18 protein-coding genes are annotated in these 17,636 nt (G+C 61.4%); 8 read left to right on the top strand and 10 right to left on the bottom strand.

Going from position 1 to position 17,636, the window contains the following annotated elements; translation table 11 throughout:
- The first annotated feature begins 45 nt into the window (after positions 1-45).
- A complete protein-coding gene (locus LAN64_05680) occupies positions 46-663 on the top strand; it encodes an HAD hydrolase family protein (protein MBZ5567326.1) in 618 nt (205 codons plus the stop codon).
- 268 nt (positions 664-931) lie between these two features.
- On the opposite strand, the gene LAN64_05675 is transcribed toward LAN64_05680, so the two are convergent.
- The 4 genes from LAN64_05675 to LAN64_05660 form a co-directional block, all read right to left on the bottom strand.
- A complete protein-coding gene (locus LAN64_05675; GenBank protein MBZ5567325.1) occupies positions 932-1,798 on the bottom strand; it encodes a tetratricopeptide repeat protein in 867 nt (288 codons plus the stop codon).
- A gap of 46 nt (positions 1,799-1,844) precedes the next feature.
- Complete coding sequence (locus tag LAN64_05670) at positions 1,845-4,388, bottom strand: PBP1A family penicillin-binding protein (protein ID MBZ5567324.1); 2,544 nt, start codon at positions 4,386-4,388, stop codon at positions 1,845-1,847.
- A gap of 331 nt (positions 4,389-4,719) precedes the next feature.
- A complete protein-coding gene (locus tag LAN64_05665; protein MBZ5567323.1) occupies positions 4,720-5,061 on the bottom strand; it encodes a DUF4845 domain-containing protein in 342 nt (113 codons plus the stop codon).
- A 32-nt stretch (positions 5,062-5,093) separates the two neighbouring features.
- Positions 5,094-6,866, bottom strand: coding sequence for a proline--tRNA ligase (locus LAN64_05660; protein MBZ5567322.1), 1,773 nt, complete (start codon positions 6,864-6,866; stop codon positions 5,094-5,096).
- Between the two features lie 70 nt (positions 6,867-6,936).
- On the opposite strand from LAN64_05660, the gene LAN64_05655 reads away from it, so the two are divergent.
- From LAN64_05655 to LAN64_05645, 3 genes are all read left to right on the top strand, one after another.
- Positions 6,937-7,668, top strand: a complete 732-nt coding sequence (locus LAN64_05655) for a hypothetical protein (GenBank protein ID MBZ5567321.1) — start codon at positions 6,937-6,939, stop codon at positions 7,666-7,668.
- A 59-nt stretch (positions 7,669-7,727) separates the two neighbouring features.
- Positions 7,728-8,045: an MGMT family protein gene (locus tag LAN64_05650; GenBank protein MBZ5567320.1), complete on the top strand. Its 318-nt coding sequence runs from the start codon at positions 7,728-7,730 to the stop codon at positions 8,043-8,045.
- Positions 8,046-8,159: 114 nt separating this feature from the next.
- Positions 8,160-8,834: a hypothetical protein gene (locus LAN64_05645; protein MBZ5567319.1), complete on the top strand. Its 675-nt coding sequence runs from the start codon at positions 8,160-8,162 to the stop codon at positions 8,832-8,834.
- On the opposite strand, the gene LAN64_05640 is transcribed toward LAN64_05645, so the two are convergent.
- From LAN64_05640 to LAN64_05620, 5 genes are all read right to left on the bottom strand, one after another.
- The gene (locus LAN64_05640; protein MBZ5567318.1) at positions 8,824-9,036 is read right to left on the bottom strand and encodes a hypothetical protein; all 213 of its coding nucleotides are present in this window, start codon (positions 9,034-9,036) and stop codon (positions 8,824-8,826) included. The two genes, LAN64_05645 and LAN64_05640, sit on opposite strands and share 11 nt — an antisense overlap.
- A 126-nt stretch (positions 9,037-9,162) precedes the next feature.
- Complete coding sequence (locus tag LAN64_05635; protein ID MBZ5567317.1) at positions 9,163-10,128, bottom strand: KpsF/GutQ family sugar-phosphate isomerase; 966 nt, start codon at positions 10,126-10,128, stop codon at positions 9,163-9,165.
- Between the two features lie 24 nt (positions 10,129-10,152).
- Positions 10,153-10,953, bottom strand: a complete 801-nt coding sequence (locus LAN64_05630) for a thioredoxin family protein (GenBank protein MBZ5567316.1) — start codon at positions 10,951-10,953, stop codon at positions 10,153-10,155.
- Positions 10,954-11,044: 91 nt separating this feature from the next.
- A complete protein-coding gene (gene kdsA, locus LAN64_05625; protein MBZ5567315.1) occupies positions 11,045-11,914 on the bottom strand; it encodes a 3-deoxy-8-phosphooctulonate synthase in 870 nt (289 codons plus the stop codon).
- Between the two features lie 74 nt (positions 11,915-11,988).
- Positions 11,989-13,668 carry a CTP synthase gene (locus LAN64_05620; protein MBZ5567314.1) on the bottom strand — a complete coding sequence of 560 codons (1,680 nt, stop codon included), beginning with the start codon at positions 13,666-13,668 and terminating at the stop codon, positions 11,989-11,991.
- A 325-nt stretch (positions 13,669-13,993) separates the two neighbouring features.
- Between LAN64_05620 and LAN64_05615 the strand changes: the two genes are divergently transcribed.
- Positions 13,994-15,058, top strand: a complete 1,065-nt coding sequence (locus tag LAN64_05615; protein MBZ5567313.1) for a hypothetical protein — start codon at positions 13,994-13,996, stop codon at positions 15,056-15,058.
- A 55-nt stretch (positions 15,059-15,113) separates the two neighbouring features.
- Here LAN64_05615 and LAN64_05610 read toward each other — a convergent pair whose 3' ends face one another.
- On the bottom strand, positions 15,114-15,641 hold the full coding sequence (locus LAN64_05610; GenBank protein ID MBZ5567312.1) for a class IV adenylate cyclase: 528 nt from the start codon (positions 15,639-15,641) through the stop codon (positions 15,114-15,116).
- 203 nt (positions 15,642-15,844) lie between these two features.
- Between LAN64_05610 and infC the strand changes: the two genes are divergently transcribed.
- The 3 genes from infC to rplT all read left to right on the top strand — a co-directional run bounded on the left by infC (position 15,845) and on the right by rplT (position 17,482).
- Positions 15,845-16,414, top strand: a complete 570-nt coding sequence (gene infC, locus LAN64_05605) for a translation initiation factor IF-3 (GenBank protein MBZ5567311.1) — start codon at positions 15,845-15,847, stop codon at positions 16,412-16,414.
- A gap of 197 nt (positions 16,415-16,611) precedes the next feature.
- The gene (gene rpmI, locus LAN64_05600) at positions 16,612-16,806 is read left to right on the top strand and encodes a 50S ribosomal protein L35 (protein ID MBZ5567310.1); all 195 of its coding nucleotides are present in this window, start codon (positions 16,612-16,614) and stop codon (positions 16,804-16,806) included.
- A gap of 316 nt (positions 16,807-17,122) precedes the next feature.
- A complete protein-coding gene (gene rplT, locus LAN64_05595; GenBank protein ID MBZ5567309.1) occupies positions 17,123-17,482 on the top strand; it encodes a 50S ribosomal protein L20 in 360 nt (119 codons plus the stop codon).
- Positions 17,483-17,636: the final 154 nt, after the last annotated feature.

Here is a 17,636-nt window from a genome sequence, read left to right as displayed (position 1 = left end):
CGCCTGCCGGCTACCGGCTACCTTCTGACCGTTTACAATCCGACCATGTCCGAAGAACGCGCGCGCAAGATCAAGTTGCTGCTGCTGGACGTAGACGGCGTCATGACCGACGGCTCCCTCTGGTTCTTTCCCGCTCCCGCCGGAGCGCACCAGGAAACACGCAAGCAGGCAGGCAAATTTTCCGGCAAGGGTGGCTACGCGATTGCCAGCGCGAACATGGTGGAAGCCAAGGGCTTCAACGCGCATGATGGCACCGCCATCTCGCTGGCGCGACTGGGCGGGATCAAGACCGGCCTGATCACCAAGCGCATTTCCGATACGGTGGCGCTGCGAGCGCGCGATCTGCGCCTCGACCATGTCTACCAGGGCATCGCCGACAAGCTCACTGTCTTTCAGGAAATCCTGCGCCAGGAGAAACTCTCCGCCGAGCAGGCGGCGTACCTGGGAGACGACATCATCGACTTGCCGGTGATGCAGCGCTGCGGGCTGGCGATCGCGGTGCCGAACTCGCGCCGGGAGGTGCTCGCGATAGCGCATTACGTTACCGAGCACGCGGGCGGACACGGCGCCGTGCGCGATGCCGTGGAATTCATTCTCCAAGCACAGGGCAAGTTGCAGGAAGTGATTGACGCGTACTTGCAGGTCAGAAAAAAGGATAACTGAATTTCATTTCTTCCGTCAGGTTTCCGCAGCCCGTAAAGCCGTGCCCTTCCGGGGTAAGCACTCAGAGCTGTTCCTCGAAAGCACGCAAGGAGTGAACAGCGACGGCAGGCGAGAAAAAGGCCCACCGAACGCTTGCTTGGGGCGTGCTGATTCAGCGTTCGGCGGGCCACCGTTTCCCCTTACTCACCTCTGCTTTCAGGAGGCAGTTCGCATAGACACCAACGGGCGAAAAAAGTTGCGCATGAAAATGTAAAGACCTGTCTTCGGCTCATTGCGGGATTGCCTGCGGCTTGTTGGCCATCAGTTCGCCAAACCGCGGGTCTTTCCTGAGGGCCGCGAATTCCTGGTCTTTGTAGACGGCGTCGATGTCCTTGTAGCCGTCTTCCATCGCCTTGCGCAGGTACTCCAGTGCGCGATCCGAATTGCCCGACTTGGCGTACATCCGCGCCAGTAGAAAGGAGTAGTACGCACGGTCCTGGGGCGACGACATTTGCGCGGCAATCCCGGATTGCGAGCGGTGTTCGAACACGTCGGGATCGAGTTGCAAGGCGATAGCGTACTCATTCATGGCGGCAGGATACTCCTTCATCGCAAAGTAGGCGGTGCCAAGGTTGCTGTGATACGAGGCGCTGCTGTCCTGCAGCGCCAGCGCTTTCAGATACTCCTTGATCGCTTTCTGATAATTCTTGCGCGCGCTTCCGGGAATCGACCTGCCGGCACGTTGTGCCAACGCCTGCTGTGACGCGCCGACGATGTAATACACCGCACCGCGATTGTTGTAAGCCTCAGGAAACTTCGAATTCAGCTTGATGGCGTGATCGAAGCTCTTGGCGGCGGGTTTGAAGCGGCTAAGCTGCAGCTCGGTGATGCCAATCTTGTTCCACAAAGTGGCGCTGGGGGCTTTCTTCAGGGCAGCGCGGTAGTAGTCGAGAGCGTCGGCGAAGGACTTATCAGCGCGGAGCTTGTCGCCCTGCTCTTCCAGGGCCGCCGGTGCAGCATCCTTCGGCGGCGGGCCGACGCGCGCCGGCGCCGCGGGACGATCCGCTGTGGCGGGCTCCTTGGATTCCTGAGCGTACGATCCAGCGAGCAAAACGGCGACGAGCGCGCACGTAAGCAGCAGCAGACGACGGTTCATGGCGAGACCTCCGTGCACCCTACGCGGTTCAGCCGTGCCCCACGGATCAGTGCGGATTGGTGCCGCCGTCCTTCGGCGGTGGCGCCGAGGACGGCTTGTCTCCCTTGAAGATACCTACTATTTTGCCGAAAATTCCCTTCTTTTTCTCCGGCGGATCCGCCTTACCCGGGTTGGAACTCGCGACCGGCGCCGGCGGCGCGGGACGAACCGTGCTGCTGGTGGCGCCAATCACTGGAGGCGGAGGTGGCGCAGGGCTGCCAAAAATACGCGTCAGGATGCCGCGATGCTCGCCGACCGGCTGATCGCAAGAGTCTTTCGGTTCCGTGCCGGCGATAAACGCCACGGTGTAGGTTTCCGGGCAGGCCGCAGTGGCCAGGCGGTTGGTCGCTTTGTCGAGTTGGACATTCACCACCCCGGCGGGCTGCTGGAACGGCTCCTCGTCGTGATAAGCCGGCAGCTTGATAGCGCGTTTCATGAACTCGGCCCAGATGGGCGCCGCGGTGCTCGACCCGCTGAGGCGCAGGTCGCTGTAATCGTCGTAGCCCACCCACACGATGCACAGCAGATTGCTGGTGTAGCCGGCGAACCAGCCGTCATGCGAAGTTCCGGTCTTGCCGGCGGCGGGCGCGGAGAATCCCATGCCGCGCACAACCGCGGCGGTGCCGTTGTTGATCACCCCCTCCATCATGGTGGTCATGACGTAGGCGACGCGGGGATCGAGCACCAGGGTGCGTTCCGCCTTGAAGTTCTCCACCAAGTTGCCGTGGGCATCGCGCACCGAGGTAGCCAGCATTGCCGAAACGCGGACGCCGCTGTTGGCGAAGACGGTATAGGCGGCCGCCACGTCCAGGGGCGTGGCGTCGTACGCGCCCAATGCCATGGCGGGCGTCGGCTGCACGGACTTGATCCCGGCGGCGCGGGCAAGAGCGGCGACTTTGTCGTAGCCCACCTGCTCGGCCAGCTTCACCGTCGCATTGTTCAGTGACTGCGCCAACGCAAAGCGCGCCGAGACCACGCCGTGGTACTCGTCCTTATAGTTGCGCGGCTCATAGATCTGGTCGCCGTAAGTGTAGGTGCCGGGCGCATCGTCAATCAGGGACGCGGGTGTGATCGCATTGCTGCCGTCGCCAGCAAGAGCGGTGTTGACCGCGGCGGCGTACACAAAGGGTTTGAAGACCGATCCCGTGGGCCGGCGCGCCACCGCGTGGTTCAACTGGCTGAAGCCGTAATTGCGCCCGCCCACCAGCGCCAGGACTTCGCCGGTGTGCGGATCGAGAGCCACCAGTGCGACCTGCGGCATCGGCCCGGGCACGACCTTCACTTCAACCTTGGCATTCTTTCCGGCACCGACCTTCACGCGCCGGGTGCGCAGTTTTTCCACCTGTGCATCCACATTCTTGATGCCCTCCTGCACGGCCTCGGCGGCGGCCTTCTGCAGGTCGGGATCCAGCGTCGTATACACGCGGTAGGCGTTTTCGCTCGGATCGTGATCGCTAAAGCGGCTGAGCAGGCTGTCTTTGACGAGATCCACGAAATAGGGCGCGTCGCTGGCCTCGACGTTGGGGGGAGCAAGCTTGAGCGGGGCGGCCTTGGCTTTGTCGCACTGTTCCCGGGTGATGGCACCAGTCTCGACCATGGCCTCCAGCACCAGGTTGCGGCGCTCAAGGGCGCGCTCGGGATGGCGGTAGGGCGAAAGATAGCTGGGACGCTGGATGATGCCGGCCAGCAGCGCGGCTTCCGGCAGGCTGATGTTCTGCAGATCCTTATTGAAGTAGGAGCGCGCCGCTTCCGCGAATCCGGTGATCGTATACGAACCGCGTTGCCCCAGATCCACCTGGTTGGCATAAAGCGAGAAGATCTGCTCCTTGGAAAGCTTCTGCTCCAGCTCAATGGCTATCAGCATTTCGATCAGCTTGCGCTTAATCGTCTTCTCGGGGCTGAGGAAGAACGCGCGCGCCACCTGCATGGTGATGGTGGAGCCGCCCTGCCTGCGCACGCCGCCCTGGCGCAAGTCAATCCACGCCGCCTGCATGAAGCGCCAGTAATTGACGCCGGCGTGCTGGAAGAAGCGCCGGTCTTCGATCGCGGTGACCGCGTCAACCATGACCTTGGGAATGTCCCTGTATTCCACGAGCTGGCGCTTGGTGCGCTGCTCGTTGTCCACGGCGGTGATCAGCGTTGGCTCCAACTCGTAGGCGGAGAGCTCGCGGCCATCCGAGTCGCCGGTGCCGACAATGCGCTCAATCTTGCCGCCGGACTCGCGCACCAGGGCGCCGTCCTGGTTGTGGTAGGACTCGGGGCCGGGATGGATCTCGATGCCGTGCGACATCAGTCGATAGCTGCCGACGCCGCTGGAGTTCTGGTCTTCGACATACCCGGCGCGGCGCAACTGGGCGGCGATGTCGTGCGCAGAGATGCTCTCTCCCGTCCAAATGCTGGCGGGACGAGCGTAGATTCTGGTGGCGTTAGTGAATATCTGCCCGTGCAGCCGGCGATCGATAATCCTCTCGTACTTAACGTAGTAGCCAACGAAAACGCCCAGCACGATCAGCGTCACGACCAGGAAAAAGGTGGCGGCGACCTTGACCATCGGGTCGGAAAAGCTGAAATGGCTAACTGCGGCGCGCGACGGCGCGCGGTCGGCCTTAGCCGAGGGCCGAGCCCGAGGGAGTTTTACCTTAATTGCCACTTTGAGTCGTTGTGCGCGCGGCTAGGGCGCGCCCCCTTCCATGATACAGGCTGCCGCTTCTCTTCATTACTCAGACGGCAGCGAGCCCGCAAACGTTAGCCAGCGACGTGCCGGATCGGACGAAGGGCAAGCAAAATTGTTGTTTAGTCGGAAGCTAGGGACATTGTAAATCATCAGCGGCGCCCGCTGACCCGCCGAAGGTAGCCGACAGTCGGTAGTCCGTCGTAACCGCTCAATAGCTCTTGTTTTTCGAAGAGGGGTGGAATTGCAGGTCGAGGGGGTACCCAGGAATGTCCACATGCACGGTGTAGTCAACCCAGATGGCGACGCCACCGCCAGCGCGCTGCACGTTAATCTGCTCGCGCTGGATGGGAATCTCCAGGTCTTTCGCCTTGCGCCAGATGGTTTCGCGCATGTCTTCCTCGGATTTTTGTGTGTAAGTGTTCATGCGCGCTTCTTCGGCGATCGTGTCCTGCAGTTGGTAGTTGGAGTAGTAGGGCGGAACCATGATCCACGTGCCGTAGACCACGGCCACGATGAAGGCAACGCCGAGTATCGCCCGAAGCGCTTTCATCCTTGCGTCCCCCTACCGCTCAGGGGTGGACTTCACTGTCCATTCCGGAGCAAATTCTCCATGATGTCGATTATTTCCGGGATACTAGCATCCTCAGACTTACGTGTCGAGCGGTGGAACACCTCGACTTTTCCCTCCGCGACCTTCTTGCTGCCGACGTTGACCCGGAACGGAATTCCGACCAGATCGGCATCCTTGAACTTCACGCCCGGGCGCTCGTCGCGGTCGTCGAGCAGCACGTCATGGCCGGCCTGCTCGAGTTTGGCAGCGATCTCGTGGGCCACGGAGCGCAGCTTTTCGTCGGCCACGTTGATGGGCGTGACAACGACCTCGAACGGCGCGATCTGCGGCGGCAGGAAGAAGCCGTCATTGTCGTGGTTTTCCTCGATGGCGGCAGTCAGGATGCGCTCAATGCCGATGCCGTAGCTGCCCATGATGGGCGTGACCTCTTTCCCGTCGTTGTCGAGTACGCGCGCGCCCATCGACTCCGAGTACTTGTAGCCGAGCTTGAAGATGTGCCCGATCTCCACCGCCTTGGCGACCTTGAGCGGCGTTCCACAGTTCGGGCAGCCCTCGCCCGCTTCCACCGCGCGCAGGTCGGCCCACTGATGGTCAGCGACCGGAAAATCGCGCTGCGGCGTGACGTTGCGCAGGTGGTAGTCCTGCTGATTGGCACCGGCGATCAAGTTCTTGCGCCCCAGCAGCGCGCGCTCCACTAGCACCTTTGCCCTGACTTCCCTGTAATGCAGGTTCTCCGAGCCGATCGGCCCGAGGAACCCGGCAGGCGAGCCGAACACTTCCTGGATCTCCTCCGGATGCATGGGGCGGAAGTCGGCAGTGCCGATCGCGGCCGACAGTTTCGCCTCGTTGAGCGAGTGATCGCCGCGCAGAAATGCGACGACGGGGATTTCGCGTGGCTTGCCCGCTTCGGCGCCGGCGTCGGTGGCCATCAGCGCCAGCGTCTTCATCTTGTTCTTAGGCGAGACGCCGAGAAACTTGGCGACGTCTTCAATCGTCTTCATCCCCGGCGTGTGCACCGGGGCAGGCTTGCCATCGCCGACGTCGGGATAGTCTTCCACCACATCGAGCCGCGAGGTCGCCTTCTCCAGGTTGGCCGCGTACCGGCAGTTCGGACAACTCACGACGAAGTCCTCGCCCGCGTCGGTGTACACCATGAATTCGTGCGACTGCGAGCCGCCCATGGCGCCTGAGTGCGCTTCCACCACCACGTACTGCAATCCACAGCGATCAAAGATGCGGCAGTAGGCATCGTAGTGCTTCTGGTAGGAGAGGTCGAGCCCGGCGGGATCGAGATCGAAGGAGTACGAGTCCTTCATGGTGAACTGCCGCACGCGCAACAGGCCGGACTTGGGGCGGGGCTCGTCGCGGAACTTGGACTGGATCTGATACCAAATCTGCGGAAGCTGCTTGTAGCTGCGCAGTTCGCGGCGCGCGATCGAGGTCATGACCTCTTCTTCCGTCATGCCCAAGCAGAGGTCGGCGCCCTTGCGGTCTTTCAGGCGAAACATGTTGTCGCCCATCACCTGCCAGCGCCCGCTCTCCTGCCAGATATCCGCCGGGTGCAGCGCGGGCAGGTAGAACTCCTGGCCGATCTTGTCCATTTCCTCGCGCACGATCTGCGTGATCTTGAGCATGGCACGCTGACCGAGAAACAGATATGAGTAGATTCCGGCGGCGAGCTGGCGGACGTAGCCCGAGCGCAGCAGGTACTTGTGGCTGGCGACCTCGGCCTCGGCCGGGGCTTCGCGCAGCGTGGGAATGAATAATTGCGACCAGCGATACATGCCAGAACTGTCCTTCGTACAGAGTTTTTCATTGTAAATGACCGCCGGGCAGACGGTATGATTTCGCGCCATGAGGAAGATGTTGCTGCTCTTGGTCCTGGCGCCGCAGAAACTACGCTCCACCATTCCACCGTCGTGGTTCTGGGCGATTTGGCTTGGGTTTCTGGGGCTTATCGCTCTGATGCTGTGCGTCAAGGCTCGCGAGGTAAGGAAACGCCGCGAAGAACTCGAGCAGTTTGGGATGGAGCGAGGGCTCCTCTTCTCGGAGAAGCCCGACGACGCTCTCGCCGAGAAACTGGCTCTGATCCGGATGGCAAGGATGGAATCCCGGCCACGCTACCGCAACATTCTTCAGGGCAGCGCTGGCGGCGGCGAGGCTATCGTCGCGGACCGCACGGTGGGCTCGGGCAAGAGCCAGTCCACCTCCACCGTGGTTGCATTCCAGTTGGCCACGCCGTTTCCGTCATTCATGCTGTGCCCGGAAAACGCGCTCTTGCGGCTGGCGGACAAAGTCGGTTACTCGGATATTGACTTCGAAGACGCGCCGGATTTTTCGCGCCGTTTTTTTCTGCACGGTCAGGACCCGGCGGCCGTGCGCGCGCTGTTCAAGCCGGAGGTGAGGCAGGCGTTTGAGCAATTGGACCCGAAAGGCAATCTGTACGTGAGCGGGTCGGGACCGTGGCTGGTGGTGTATCGTTCCGGCCGATTGATACCCGCGCAGGAGCTTCGCGATTTTCTGCAGCAGGCGGAGTCGGTGGCCAACGCCTTCCGGCGGACGCAGTCGAGCGGAGTGTTCCGGTGAACGCGCTTTCTTAGGCATTGTCTGAGTTGGCAGCCTTGGAGATATCGAACCACGGCGGAATGTTTCAAAGGATGCTGCGCCAGGTGCGGCGCATTCCTCGCGGCAAAGTCGCCACCTACGGCGACGTGGCGTATGCCGCGGGTTTCCCCGGGGCGGCGCGGCAGGTGGCGTGGGCGCTGCACGGATCCAGCGGGCTGCCGTGGCAACGCGTGGTCGGCGCCAGTGGCAAAATCCTGCTCGGCGGAGAGGCTGGCATGGAACAGCGCTTCCGCTTAGAGAACGAGGGCGTGCGGTTCGCCGGATTGCGCGTGGACATGAAGGCGCACCGCTTCAACTTCTTCGCCCGGAAAGCACCTAAGCGCGCCCGGGGCGGCTAAGTCCCGACACAACACCGGCGCGTTGCCCTCTCGTGTTCCACCGGCTGCGAAAAGTGGCGTCACGCGCGCCGATCCGGTGTACACTCCACCGCCAAAAGTCAGGCCGAGGGCAACGTGGAGCTTGCGATTTTTATCGCGGCGGTGGCAGCGACGCTGGTGATAGCCGCGGTGGTGGTGCGCACCACGCAGATACGGCGCACGCGGGCGCTGGCGCGAGTCGCTGCCGAACGCGGATTTTCCTTCGACGAAGTAGCCGTTCCCTTCACTGACGACGAAATGCTTTCCGTGCTCCGTTTCACGCAGCGCCGCGGCGTCGCCCGTAACGTCATGCGCGGCGCCGATGGCGACAAGCAACTTGTGGCCTTCGACTACCGCTCGCCCGAAGGCGCGCGCGAGACGGTGGTAGCGTTCCGCGCCGCGCTGCCGGTGTTCGACTTGCTCACCGCGATTCACGGCGTAAATCCCAACGTCATGGCGCCGGTGTTTGCCCGGCTGGGGATGACCGTGATGCGCTTCGATTCGCATCCCGAATTCTGCCGCAATCACCTGCTGATCGGACCGGACGAGGAGGCCCTGCGGAAATTCTTCCAGCCCCCGCTGCTGGACTATTTCCAGTCGCTGGACAAGGCGCGGCGCTGGGCGGTGGAGAGCAGCGGCGCCTGGCTGCTGATCTGCCGCGCCGGATACCTGGCGAAGCCCGAGCAACTGCGCGCATACATCGAGGAGGCCGCGATGGTGGCCGCCAGGCTGAGCGCTGCTACGCCGGCCGCGGGCGCGTTCACTCGCTGATCAGATGCGACAGCAGTTCCTTCCCCAGTTTCTGCAGTTCTCCGAACTGCCGCTGATATTCCGCGAACAACCGATTCAGTTCCAGCGATCGGTCCGGCGACAGCTTCGCGCGCAACATCATGTCGCGCACGTGCACGGGGTTGGGCAGTACCGCGTCTTCCTTGAGTTCCTCGAGGGCGATATTGGCATCGTAGTGATACATGGGAATTGAGTAATTGCAGAATCGGGTAATTGCGGAATTGCTCAAGGCCGCAACACATTCAGAGGATTCGCCCGCAACCAAGTCGCTGGATCAACGACCCGATTCCCCGATTCCGCAATTACCAAATTACACCATCTCCGTTCCCCACAAATCATGCAGGTGGATAATGCCTTCCAGCCGTCCGCCATCGCCCACCACCGCCAGCGAGGTGATTTTCTTCTGCTCCATGACGTTGAGCGCGGCGGCGGCGAACTCGCCGGCATGGATGGTCTTCGGGTCGCGCGTCATGCAGTCGCCAGCGGTGAGATCGAGCACGTCCTTGCCGCGGCGCTCCAGCAGCCGCCGCAGGTCGCCATCGCTGATGATCCCCACCAGCTTGTCACCCTCGGTAACCGTGGTAACGCCCAGCTTCTTGCGCGACATCTCGTAGATCACTTCCGACATGGGCGTCTGCAACGTGACCCGCGGAATGGCGTCGCCGGTGTGCATCAGACGCGAAACCCGCGCCAGCTTTTTGCCTAGCTTGCCGCCGGGATGAAGATCGGCGAAGTCCTCTTCCTTGAACCCACGCTTCTCCGCCAGCGCAACCGCCAGCGCATCGCCCAGCGCGACCATCGTCGTGGTCGAAGCCGTTGGCGCCAGGCCCAAGCTGCACGCCTCCTGCTCCACCGAGCAGTCCAGCGCGATATCGGCCGCTAGTGCCAGCGTCGAGCGCATTTTCCCGGTCATGGCCACCAGTTTTACGTCCAGCCGCTTGATGTTACTCAGCAGGTTCAGAATCTCCTCGGTGCCGCCGCTTTGCGACAACGCCAGCACGACATCGCCGCGCACAATCATGCCCAGGTCGCCGTGCACCGCATCGACCGGGTGCATGTACAGCGACGGCGTGCCCGTGGACGACAGAGTGGCGGCAATCTTGCGCGCCACCAGCCCGCTTTTTCCCATGCCGGTGACGACCACGCGCCCGCCGCAGGAGTACAGGCACTCGACCGCACGCGTGAACGCCTCCGCCATCGGCCCAGCGAGGCGGTCGGCGAGCGCCCGCAACGCGTCAGCCTCAATGCGGACCACGTTTTCGCCAATTTTGTGCATGACGAGAGACGAGATGTTAGCAGATCATCGCGCGGCGGCCGGCTTCCATTTATTGAGGAACGCGATCAGGTCGTCGGGATCCATGTTGCGCGCCGACTCGAATTCTCCGTGCTGCTGGCTGTACAGCAGGGTACCGTCGGGCGCCAGCACGGCGAGCGCGGGAACGCCCTTTTTGATCGGTACACGATACTTTTGCGCCAGATCCAGGTTCTTGTCCATCTGGCCGATGTCCACATGCACCACCATGAAATTGCGGTTTAGCAGTGGCGAGACGTCGACCTGGTGAAACGCTGCCTCCAGCACATGGCAGTCGTAACACCAGTTGCCGCCGAAAACGAGAAGCACGCGTTTATGCGTGCGCGCAGCCTTCGCGAGGGCTTCGCGGATCTCCGCCTTGGCGTCGGCATCCTTCTCGTACAGATGCGGGTTCAGCTTTCCCACCGGCCGCATCTTCAGCACCGGGGTGTGAGTGCTGGCGACAATGCGCCAGCCCTGCGACTGCTGCTGCCACCCCTGCTGTTCGAGTACATAACCCTGGCGCATTCCGGCCGGAGTCTTGCTGCGAAACGAGAGTTCCAGCGTCACCACGCTCAGCCCATTTCTGTCCTCTGTTTTGACGACGCTCACTGCTAGCTGGTCCAAGCCTGCGGCGCGCGCATGTTCCCAGAAGTCACTCTCGGCGCTGACTGGGAGCTGTTGCTTGCCATCGGATGAAACCACATAACCGGGAGGATTGGTGGAATAGAGCGCCTGCAACGCGGACTTGTCACCTGCGCTGACGGCCGTCTTCCATTGCTCCAGAGCCGCGCCAAGCCCGGCCGGCACAGCTTGCGCCGCGCATGCCAGTGCGAGGACACAGCCGCATGCGAACGCGCGGACACCGGCTCGGATCAATAGATCTCTCCGAAATCTCTGCCTATATCGCATTGCCGCGGGCCGCCGCAACCGCCGCGTGCACTGCGAGCAACTCGTCCAGCACCGGGCGCAGCCATTTCAGGTCAAGCGCGTTGGCGCCGTCGGAAAGTGCGGCAGCGGGGTTGTCGTGCACTTCGACGAAGATTCCATCCACGCCGGCAGCCACCGCGGCGCGCGCCAGGATGGGAATGAACTCGGGCTGCCCGCCGGATTGAACCACATCATCCCCACCCTGCGCGTCGCGCAAGGGTGGGCCACCCGAGGAAGGCAGTTGCACCGAATGTGTCGCGTCGAATACCACGGGCGCGAACTTGCGCATGATGGGCAGAGAGCGCATGTCCACCACCAGGTTGTTGTAGCCGAACGAGGAGCCGCGCTCGGTCAGCAGCACGCGCTCATTGCCCGACTCGCGCACTTTCTCGACTGCGTGGCGCATGTCCCACGGTGAGACGAATTGCCCCTTCTTGATGTTCACCGCGCGCCCGGATTTCGCCGCCGCCACCAGCAGGTCGGTCTGGCGGCAGAGAAACGCCGGGATCTGTACTACGTCCACGTATTCGGCGACCATGGCGACGTCGTGCGCGTCATGCACGTCGGTGAGCACCGGAACGCGAACGGTTTCAGCGACTTTGCGCAGAATCGTCAAGCCTTCCTTCATCCCTGGCCCACGATAGCTCTTCAGCGAGGTGCGATTTGCCTTGTCGTAGCTGGCCTTGAAGATGTACGGAATCTTGAGCGCGCGCGCCACACCGGCAACGCACTCGGCCATCTTGATGGCGTGCTCTTCCGACTCAACGACGCACGGCCCGGCGACAAGGAACAGCCCGCCGGCGCCAATCGTGACATCGCCGACTTTGAAGGAACGTGCCAAAGTTCTTCGTTTCAAGTTTCAAGTTGCACGTTTCACGTTTCGGGGTGCTTTTGAAACGTGAAACCTGAAACGATTTACGACCGCGTCACCTTCTCCGGCCTCAAGAACATCTCCACTTCCGCGGCGCTCTTCTGCGCCAGCCGCAGTTGCCGGTTTTCGTACGCCGCCTTAATAAACGCCGTGAACAGCGGATGCGGTTCCAGCGGCTTCGACTTGAACTCGGGGTGGAACTGGCAGCCCAGGAAATACGGGTGATCCTCCTGTGACAACTCAATAATCTCGACGTAGGTTCCGTCCGGCGTGGCGCCGCTGATGCGCAAACCGGCGGCAACCAGCGCCTGCTCGTATTCGCGGTTGAACTCGTAGCGATGCCGGTGGCGCTCGCTGATTTCGTTCGTGCGGTATGCCTTCGCCGCCAGCGAACCCGGCTCCAGCTTGCACTGCCACGCGCCCAATCGCATGGTGCCGCCGAGCTCTTCGATGCCGCGCAATTCCCGCAGCTTGTAAATAATGCGGTGCGGCGTGGCGGGATCGAATTCGCTGGAGTTGGCGGTTTCCAGCCCGACCACATTGCGCGCGAACTCGATGCACGCTGTCTGCATCCCGAGGCAAATCCCGAAGTAGGGCACCTTGTGCTCGCGCGCGAAGCGAATGCCGTTCAACATGCCGGCAATGCCGCGCTTGCCGAAGCCGCCGGGCACCAGGATGCCGTCGTATCCTTCAAGCTGCGATTCGTATTCCCTGCCCTTGGTCTCCAGACCCTCGGCCTCGATCCACGAGACGTTGAGCTTCAAATTCTGCGACAGCGCGCCGTGCACCAGCGCTTCCTTCAGCGACTTGTACGAATCCTCGTACTCCACGTACTTGCCGACCAGCCCGATCGAGACTTCGTCCTTGGGGTTGTTGACCCGGCTGACCAACTCTTCCCAGCGGCTGATATCGCGCACGCCGGCGTCAATGTGCAGGTAACGCAGCACCAGTTTGTCCACACCCTCGTGCGCGAACGTCAGCGGGACCTCGTAAATGGAATTGACGTCAATCGCGGTGATCACCGCTTCTTCTTCCACGTTGCAGAAGAGCGCGATCTTGCCCTTGATCTCCTTCGACAGGAAGCGGTCAGTGCGGCACAGCAGGATATCGGGCTGAATGCCGACGCTGAGCAGTTCCTTCACCGAGTGCTGCGTGGGCTTGGTCTTCAATTCGCCCGCCACGCCGATATACGGGACCAGCGTGACGTGCACGAACAGCGTGTTCTCGCGCCCCAGGTCCTGGCGCATCTGGCGGATGGCCTCGATGAACGGCAGCGACTCGATATCGCCCACGGTGCCGCCGATCTCGACGATGCACACGTCCACATCCACCGAGACCTTCTTCATCGCGGCCTTGATTTCGTTGGTAACATGCGGAATCACCTGCACTGTCTTGCCCAGGTAATCGCCGCGCCGCTCCTTGGCGATGATCTGCTCGTATATGCGGCCGGTGGTCCAGTTGTTGTCGCGCGTCAGCTTGGCGTGGGTGAAGCGCTCGTAGTGGCCGAGGTCGAGATCGGTCTCGGCGCCGTCGTCGGTCACAAACACTTCGCCGTGCTGGAACGGCGACATCGTCCCCGGGTCCACGTTGAGATAAGGATCGAACTTCTGCAGGTTGACCCTAAGCCCGCGGCTTTCCAGCAGACATCCAATCGAGGCCGCCGCCAAGCCCTTGCCCAGCGAAGAGACCACACCACCCGTCACGAAGATGTACTTAGCCGGCATTTTTCGACCTCGTCCTCACGAGAGCGTTGCCATCGAGAATTGCGGAGTTGGGTAACTGCAGAATTGCGGAATTGAAGAGAGCAATGCCTGCTTCGATTCCGCAATTCTGCAGTTCCACAATTCCGCAATTTTTCGAGGATACTTCGCCCAGGCAGTGGCTGAACGTTGCCTGGGAACCATTGGAGGGGTGCACGACCAATTATGCCAGAAAAAGATGCTGAAAGAAACGCCTCGATTTGCACCAACACAGGTGCATCGAGCCGCGACTTTCGGCCTCCTTCCGCAGTCTAACTGTGCAGAGAATCCGACGAGAGCGGATAATTTGATGATGTGGTTGGGGGCAATGTCGCGGGTGGTCCTGCTTATCTTCGCGGTTGTGTTTTCCCTGTCCTCATCCGCCCAGCGCAGCGCGCAAAAGCCAAGAACGCCCGCCAAACCGCCGGCCAAACCCGCCGCCACTGAGCCGGCCACGACACCCTGTCCCTTCGCCCGGCCCGACGATCCTTCGCACCGCATCATCCTGCGCGACGGCAACTACCAAGTGGCCGGCAAGTGCGAAATCCTTGGCGATCGCGTGCACTACCTGAGCGCCGAACGCTACGAGTGGGAAGACCTTCCCATGACGCTGGTGGATTGGGACGCCACCAAGAACTACGAATTGTGGCAAGCTTCGCCGAAGAACATGGCGGAAGCTGCCGCCGTGGATGCCGAAGAAGCAGCCGAGCGGAGACAACGAGACGAGAGGTCGCCTGAGGTCAAGCCCGGTCTGCGCCTCCCCCCACAAGGCGGCATCTTCCTGTTCGACGTCTATCGCAACAAGGCCGAATTAGTGGAATTGGTGCAGAACGGTGGTCAGATCAACCAGAACCGTGCGCGCAACGTTCTGCGCGCCGCCATTAACCCGCTCGCCAAGGCTAAGCAGACCATCGAAATCAAGGGTCTGCACGCGGCGGTGCAGTCGCACCTTCCGCAGCCCGTCATCTACGTCAACATCGACATGGACGGGGATCCGCGCACCAGCCCCGGCGCTCGCGACATCTCCGATCACTTTCGCATCGTGCGCGCAACTCCCAAGAAAGATTCGCGCGTGGTGGGCGTCATCGAGATCGCGGTGTATGGCAAGGTGAGCCAAAAACAGAATTACATTCCGACGCGCTCCACGCCGCTCAACAGCCAGTGGATCGAGGTGGCGCCGGCAGAGCCGCTAGACCCCGGCGAGTACGCGCTCGTGGAAATGCTGGGCAAGGACGTCAACATGTACGTCTGGGACTTCGGCGTCAGTCCCACCGCGCCGGAAAATGCCAGCGCCTGGAAGCCTGCACCCGTCGCCGACACCGAGCCCACCACGCGTGAAAGCCCCAACCTCAACAAGCGCCCGCCGCAAGACTAACCGCGGATCGCCACGGATTTGCATGGATCGCTCTCTGATCTATTCCGATACGTGTTCATCCGTGTAAATCCGTGGTGAATGACTGCAACAGTAGATCGCTATACGATTCCGCGATTAAATCCTGCTCGCGAATCCCAAACGCCTCCATCAATTCCCGGCACTGCGCCAGCAACGCGCCGCGATCCGCCTGCTCATCCCCAGCCGCTTCGATCTCGACGAAATTCCCCGCCTTCTGCACCCGATCGAGATGAATCTTGACGTTGTCCAGGTAAGAGATCTCGCGCCGCTTCTCCACCGCGACCAGCACGCCAAGCGCGGTAACGAGAATCTCTTTCAAGCCCGGCGATGCCGGGTACAACAATACATTGCTTGTCTTCGGCCCGGCTTCATTCGGACGCTGGTAATAAATGAGCGCGTTTTCGATCTTCCCTTCCCGCAGCTTCAGCCGTCCCTGCGGCACGCGGAAGTAGGTGTCCACCTGCTGATCGACTCCGGCAAATCTCGCATTCCGTTCGCCGAGCACGGCGCGCACCCGCCCTGGGTCCAGGCATCGAGCCTTGATTTCGACGTTAATCACTCGCATAAGCGTCTGAGAATATCGCAATGGCGTAGTCAGTAGTCCGTAGTTCGTAGTCCGGTCGGACGGCCTTCCATGCTTTTCCGGGCTACCGACTACGGACTACCGACTACGATGATCTGCGTTCATCTGTGGCGAATTCATCCGTTGCCACATGCTATAATCTGGACACTTTTGCCGCTTGGGAGGCCTGCATCGACAAGAGGTACATTCGCACCAACGACCGCATCCGGGCGCGCGAAGTGCGCGTGATTGACGACGAAGGCAAGCAGGTCGGCGTCATGCCCCCGTACGAAGCGCTCAAAATGGCCCGGGAAAAGAGCCTCGACCTGGTGGAAATCTCGCCCACCGCCCAGCCGCCTGTGGTCCGCATCATGGACTTCGGCAAGTTCCTCTACCAGAAAGAAAAGCAGGAACGCGAGGCCAAGAAGCATCAGAAGGTCATCACCGTCAAAGAGGTTAAGTTCCGCATCAACGTGGACGAGCACGACTACCAGACCAAGAAAAACCACGCGCTGCGCTTCCTGGAAGACGGTGACAAGGTCAAGGCGACGATCTTTTTCCGCGGCCGCGAGATGACGCGCCAGAACCTGGGACGCGAAATCCTGGAGCGCTTGATCAAGGACCTGGGGGACAAGGCGATCGTGGAGTTCCGTCCGCGGCAGGAAGGCAACACGCTGCACGCCATCCTGGCGCCGAGCAAGAAAGCTCCCGAGCACAAGCCCGCGCCGCCGCCCAAGCCGCAGTCGCCGCCGCCGCAGCCGGCGCCCGGCGCGTAACACAATTGCGGAACTGCGGAATCGGGTACCTGCGGAATCGTCGCAGGCGTGTGGCAGCGTTTGCTGTACCCGGTTTGTTACAATAGACAATTCGCGTACGCTCGGTAAGGGTTACTTCCGGCTCGCCGCCTCTCCGCGCGGCCGTTTTCAATTACCCAATTACCCGATTACGCAATTACCCGATTGCAAGGGGAGTTATGCCGAAACTGAAAACCCATAGCGGCGCCGCCAAGCGCTTTAAGAAGACCGCCACCGGTAAGGTCAAGCGCGGTCATGCCAAGGCGCGCCACATATTGACGACCAAGACCACCAAGAAGAAGCGCCACCTCGATCGCGACGTCATCATGGACAAGGCGGACACGAAAAAGGTGAAGCGCATGATTCCGTACTGAAGTCAGCTATTAGCAATCAGCTTTTAGCTGGATCTGAGTTGTGCAAGCTGTATCGCCAAACGGCAGATTTTGGGCGGAACAATGGCTTGAAGCCCCGCAGGGGCCGTAGAACCAGCCCGGCACAGCCTGCCCTGAGCGCAGCCGAAGGGTAAGTGCCGGGAAGCGGATCGAAATTTGATCCGAGTCCCGTGGGGACGAAACCGGTGTGTGAAGAGGCCCGGATTTACTCCTTGCCTCCAGCCGCCGACATCGGCTCGATTTCAGCTGGCACACCAACTGAAACCGAAACTGAAATTGAAATAAAAAGGAGCCTCCCATGCCTCGCGTAAAACGCGGCACCAAGCGTCGTGCCAAGCGCAAGAAGATTCTGGAACGCGCCAGCGGTTATTACCTGACAAAATCCAAGCTCTACCGCTCGGCGAAAGAGTCTGTGGAGCGCGCTCTGAAGTTCGCCTATGCCGGGCGGCGCCAGAAAAAGCGCCAGTACCGCTCGCTGTGGATTGTGCGCATCGGCGCCGCCGCCAAGCTCAACGGCCTCAGCTACAGCCGATTTATCAACGGCCTGAAGAAGGCGGGCGTGGAGTTGGACCGCAAGATACTGGCTGACCTCGCGGTCAACGATCCCGCGGGCTTTGCCAAGCTGGCGGAACAGGCCAAGAGCGCGCACGTAGCGTAGCTGTCAGCCGTCAGCTATCAGCCCTCAGCAAAACGGGGCCACGGATTGACACTGATATTCACGGAATTTCCTGAACAGTTTCATCCGTGTTCGTCTGTGTGGACCCGTGGGCAAAGGTTTTATGCGGCGCTCACTCGCGAAGGCCCACGTTTGA

Source organism: Terriglobia bacterium (assembly GCA_020073185.1).
GTDB lineage: Bacteria > Acidobacteriota > Terriglobia > Terriglobales > Acidobacteriaceae > JAIQGF01.
The sequence above is the reverse complement of the archived record's forward strand: the minus strand, read 5'-3'. Positions and strand labels throughout refer to the sequence as shown.

Excerpts from the sequence above, each read along its gene's own strand:
- LAN64_05660 (MBZ5567322.1), bottom strand. The coding sequence starts at position 6,866 with ATGTATCGCTGGTCGCAATTATTCATTCCCACGCTGCGCGAAGCCCCG.
- rpmI (MBZ5567310.1), top strand. The coding sequence starts at position 16,612 with ATGCCGAAACTGAAAACCCATAGCGGCGCCGCCAAGCGCTTTAAGAAG.
- LAN64_05620 (MBZ5567314.1), bottom strand. The coding sequence starts at position 13,668 with ATGCCGGCTAAGTACATCTTCGTGACGGGTGGTGTGGTCTCTTCGCTG.
- LAN64_05675 (MBZ5567325.1), bottom strand. The coding sequence starts at position 1,798 with ATGAACCGTCGTCTGCTGCTGCTTACGTGCGCGCTCGTCGCCGTTTTG.
- LAN64_05650 (MBZ5567320.1), top strand. The coding sequence starts at position 7,728 with ATGTTTCAAAGGATGCTGCGCCAGGTGCGGCGCATTCCTCGCGGCAAA.
- LAN64_05680 (MBZ5567326.1), top strand. The coding sequence starts at position 46 with ATGTCCGAAGAACGCGCGCGCAAGATCAAGTTGCTGCTGCTGGACGTA.
- LAN64_05615 (MBZ5567313.1), top strand. The coding sequence starts at position 13,994 with ATGATGTGGTTGGGGGCAATGTCGCGGGTGGTCCTGCTTATCTTCGCG.
- rplT (MBZ5567309.1), top strand. The coding sequence starts at position 17,123 with ATGCCTCGCGTAAAACGCGGCACCAAGCGTCGTGCCAAGCGCAAGAAG.
- LAN64_05665 (MBZ5567323.1), bottom strand. The coding sequence starts at position 5,061 with ATGAAAGCGCTTCGGGCGATACTCGGCGTTGCCTTCATCGTGGCCGTG.
- LAN64_05655 (MBZ5567321.1), top strand. The coding sequence starts at position 6,937 with ATGAGGAAGATGTTGCTGCTCTTGGTCCTGGCGCCGCAGAAACTACGC.
- LAN64_05635 (MBZ5567317.1), bottom strand. The coding sequence starts at position 10,128 with ATGCACAAAATTGGCGAAAACGTGGTCCGCATTGAGGCTGACGCGTTG.
- LAN64_05640 (MBZ5567318.1), bottom strand. The coding sequence starts at position 9,036 with ATGTATCACTACGATGCCAATATCGCCCTCGAGGAACTCAAGGAAGAC.
- LAN64_05670 (MBZ5567324.1), bottom strand. The coding sequence starts at position 4,388 with ATGGTCAAGGTCGCCGCCACCTTTTTCCTGGTCGTGACGCTGATCGTG.
- LAN64_05610 (MBZ5567312.1), bottom strand. The coding sequence starts at position 15,641 with ATGCGAGTGATTAACGTCGAAATCAAGGCTCGATGCCTGGACCCAGGG.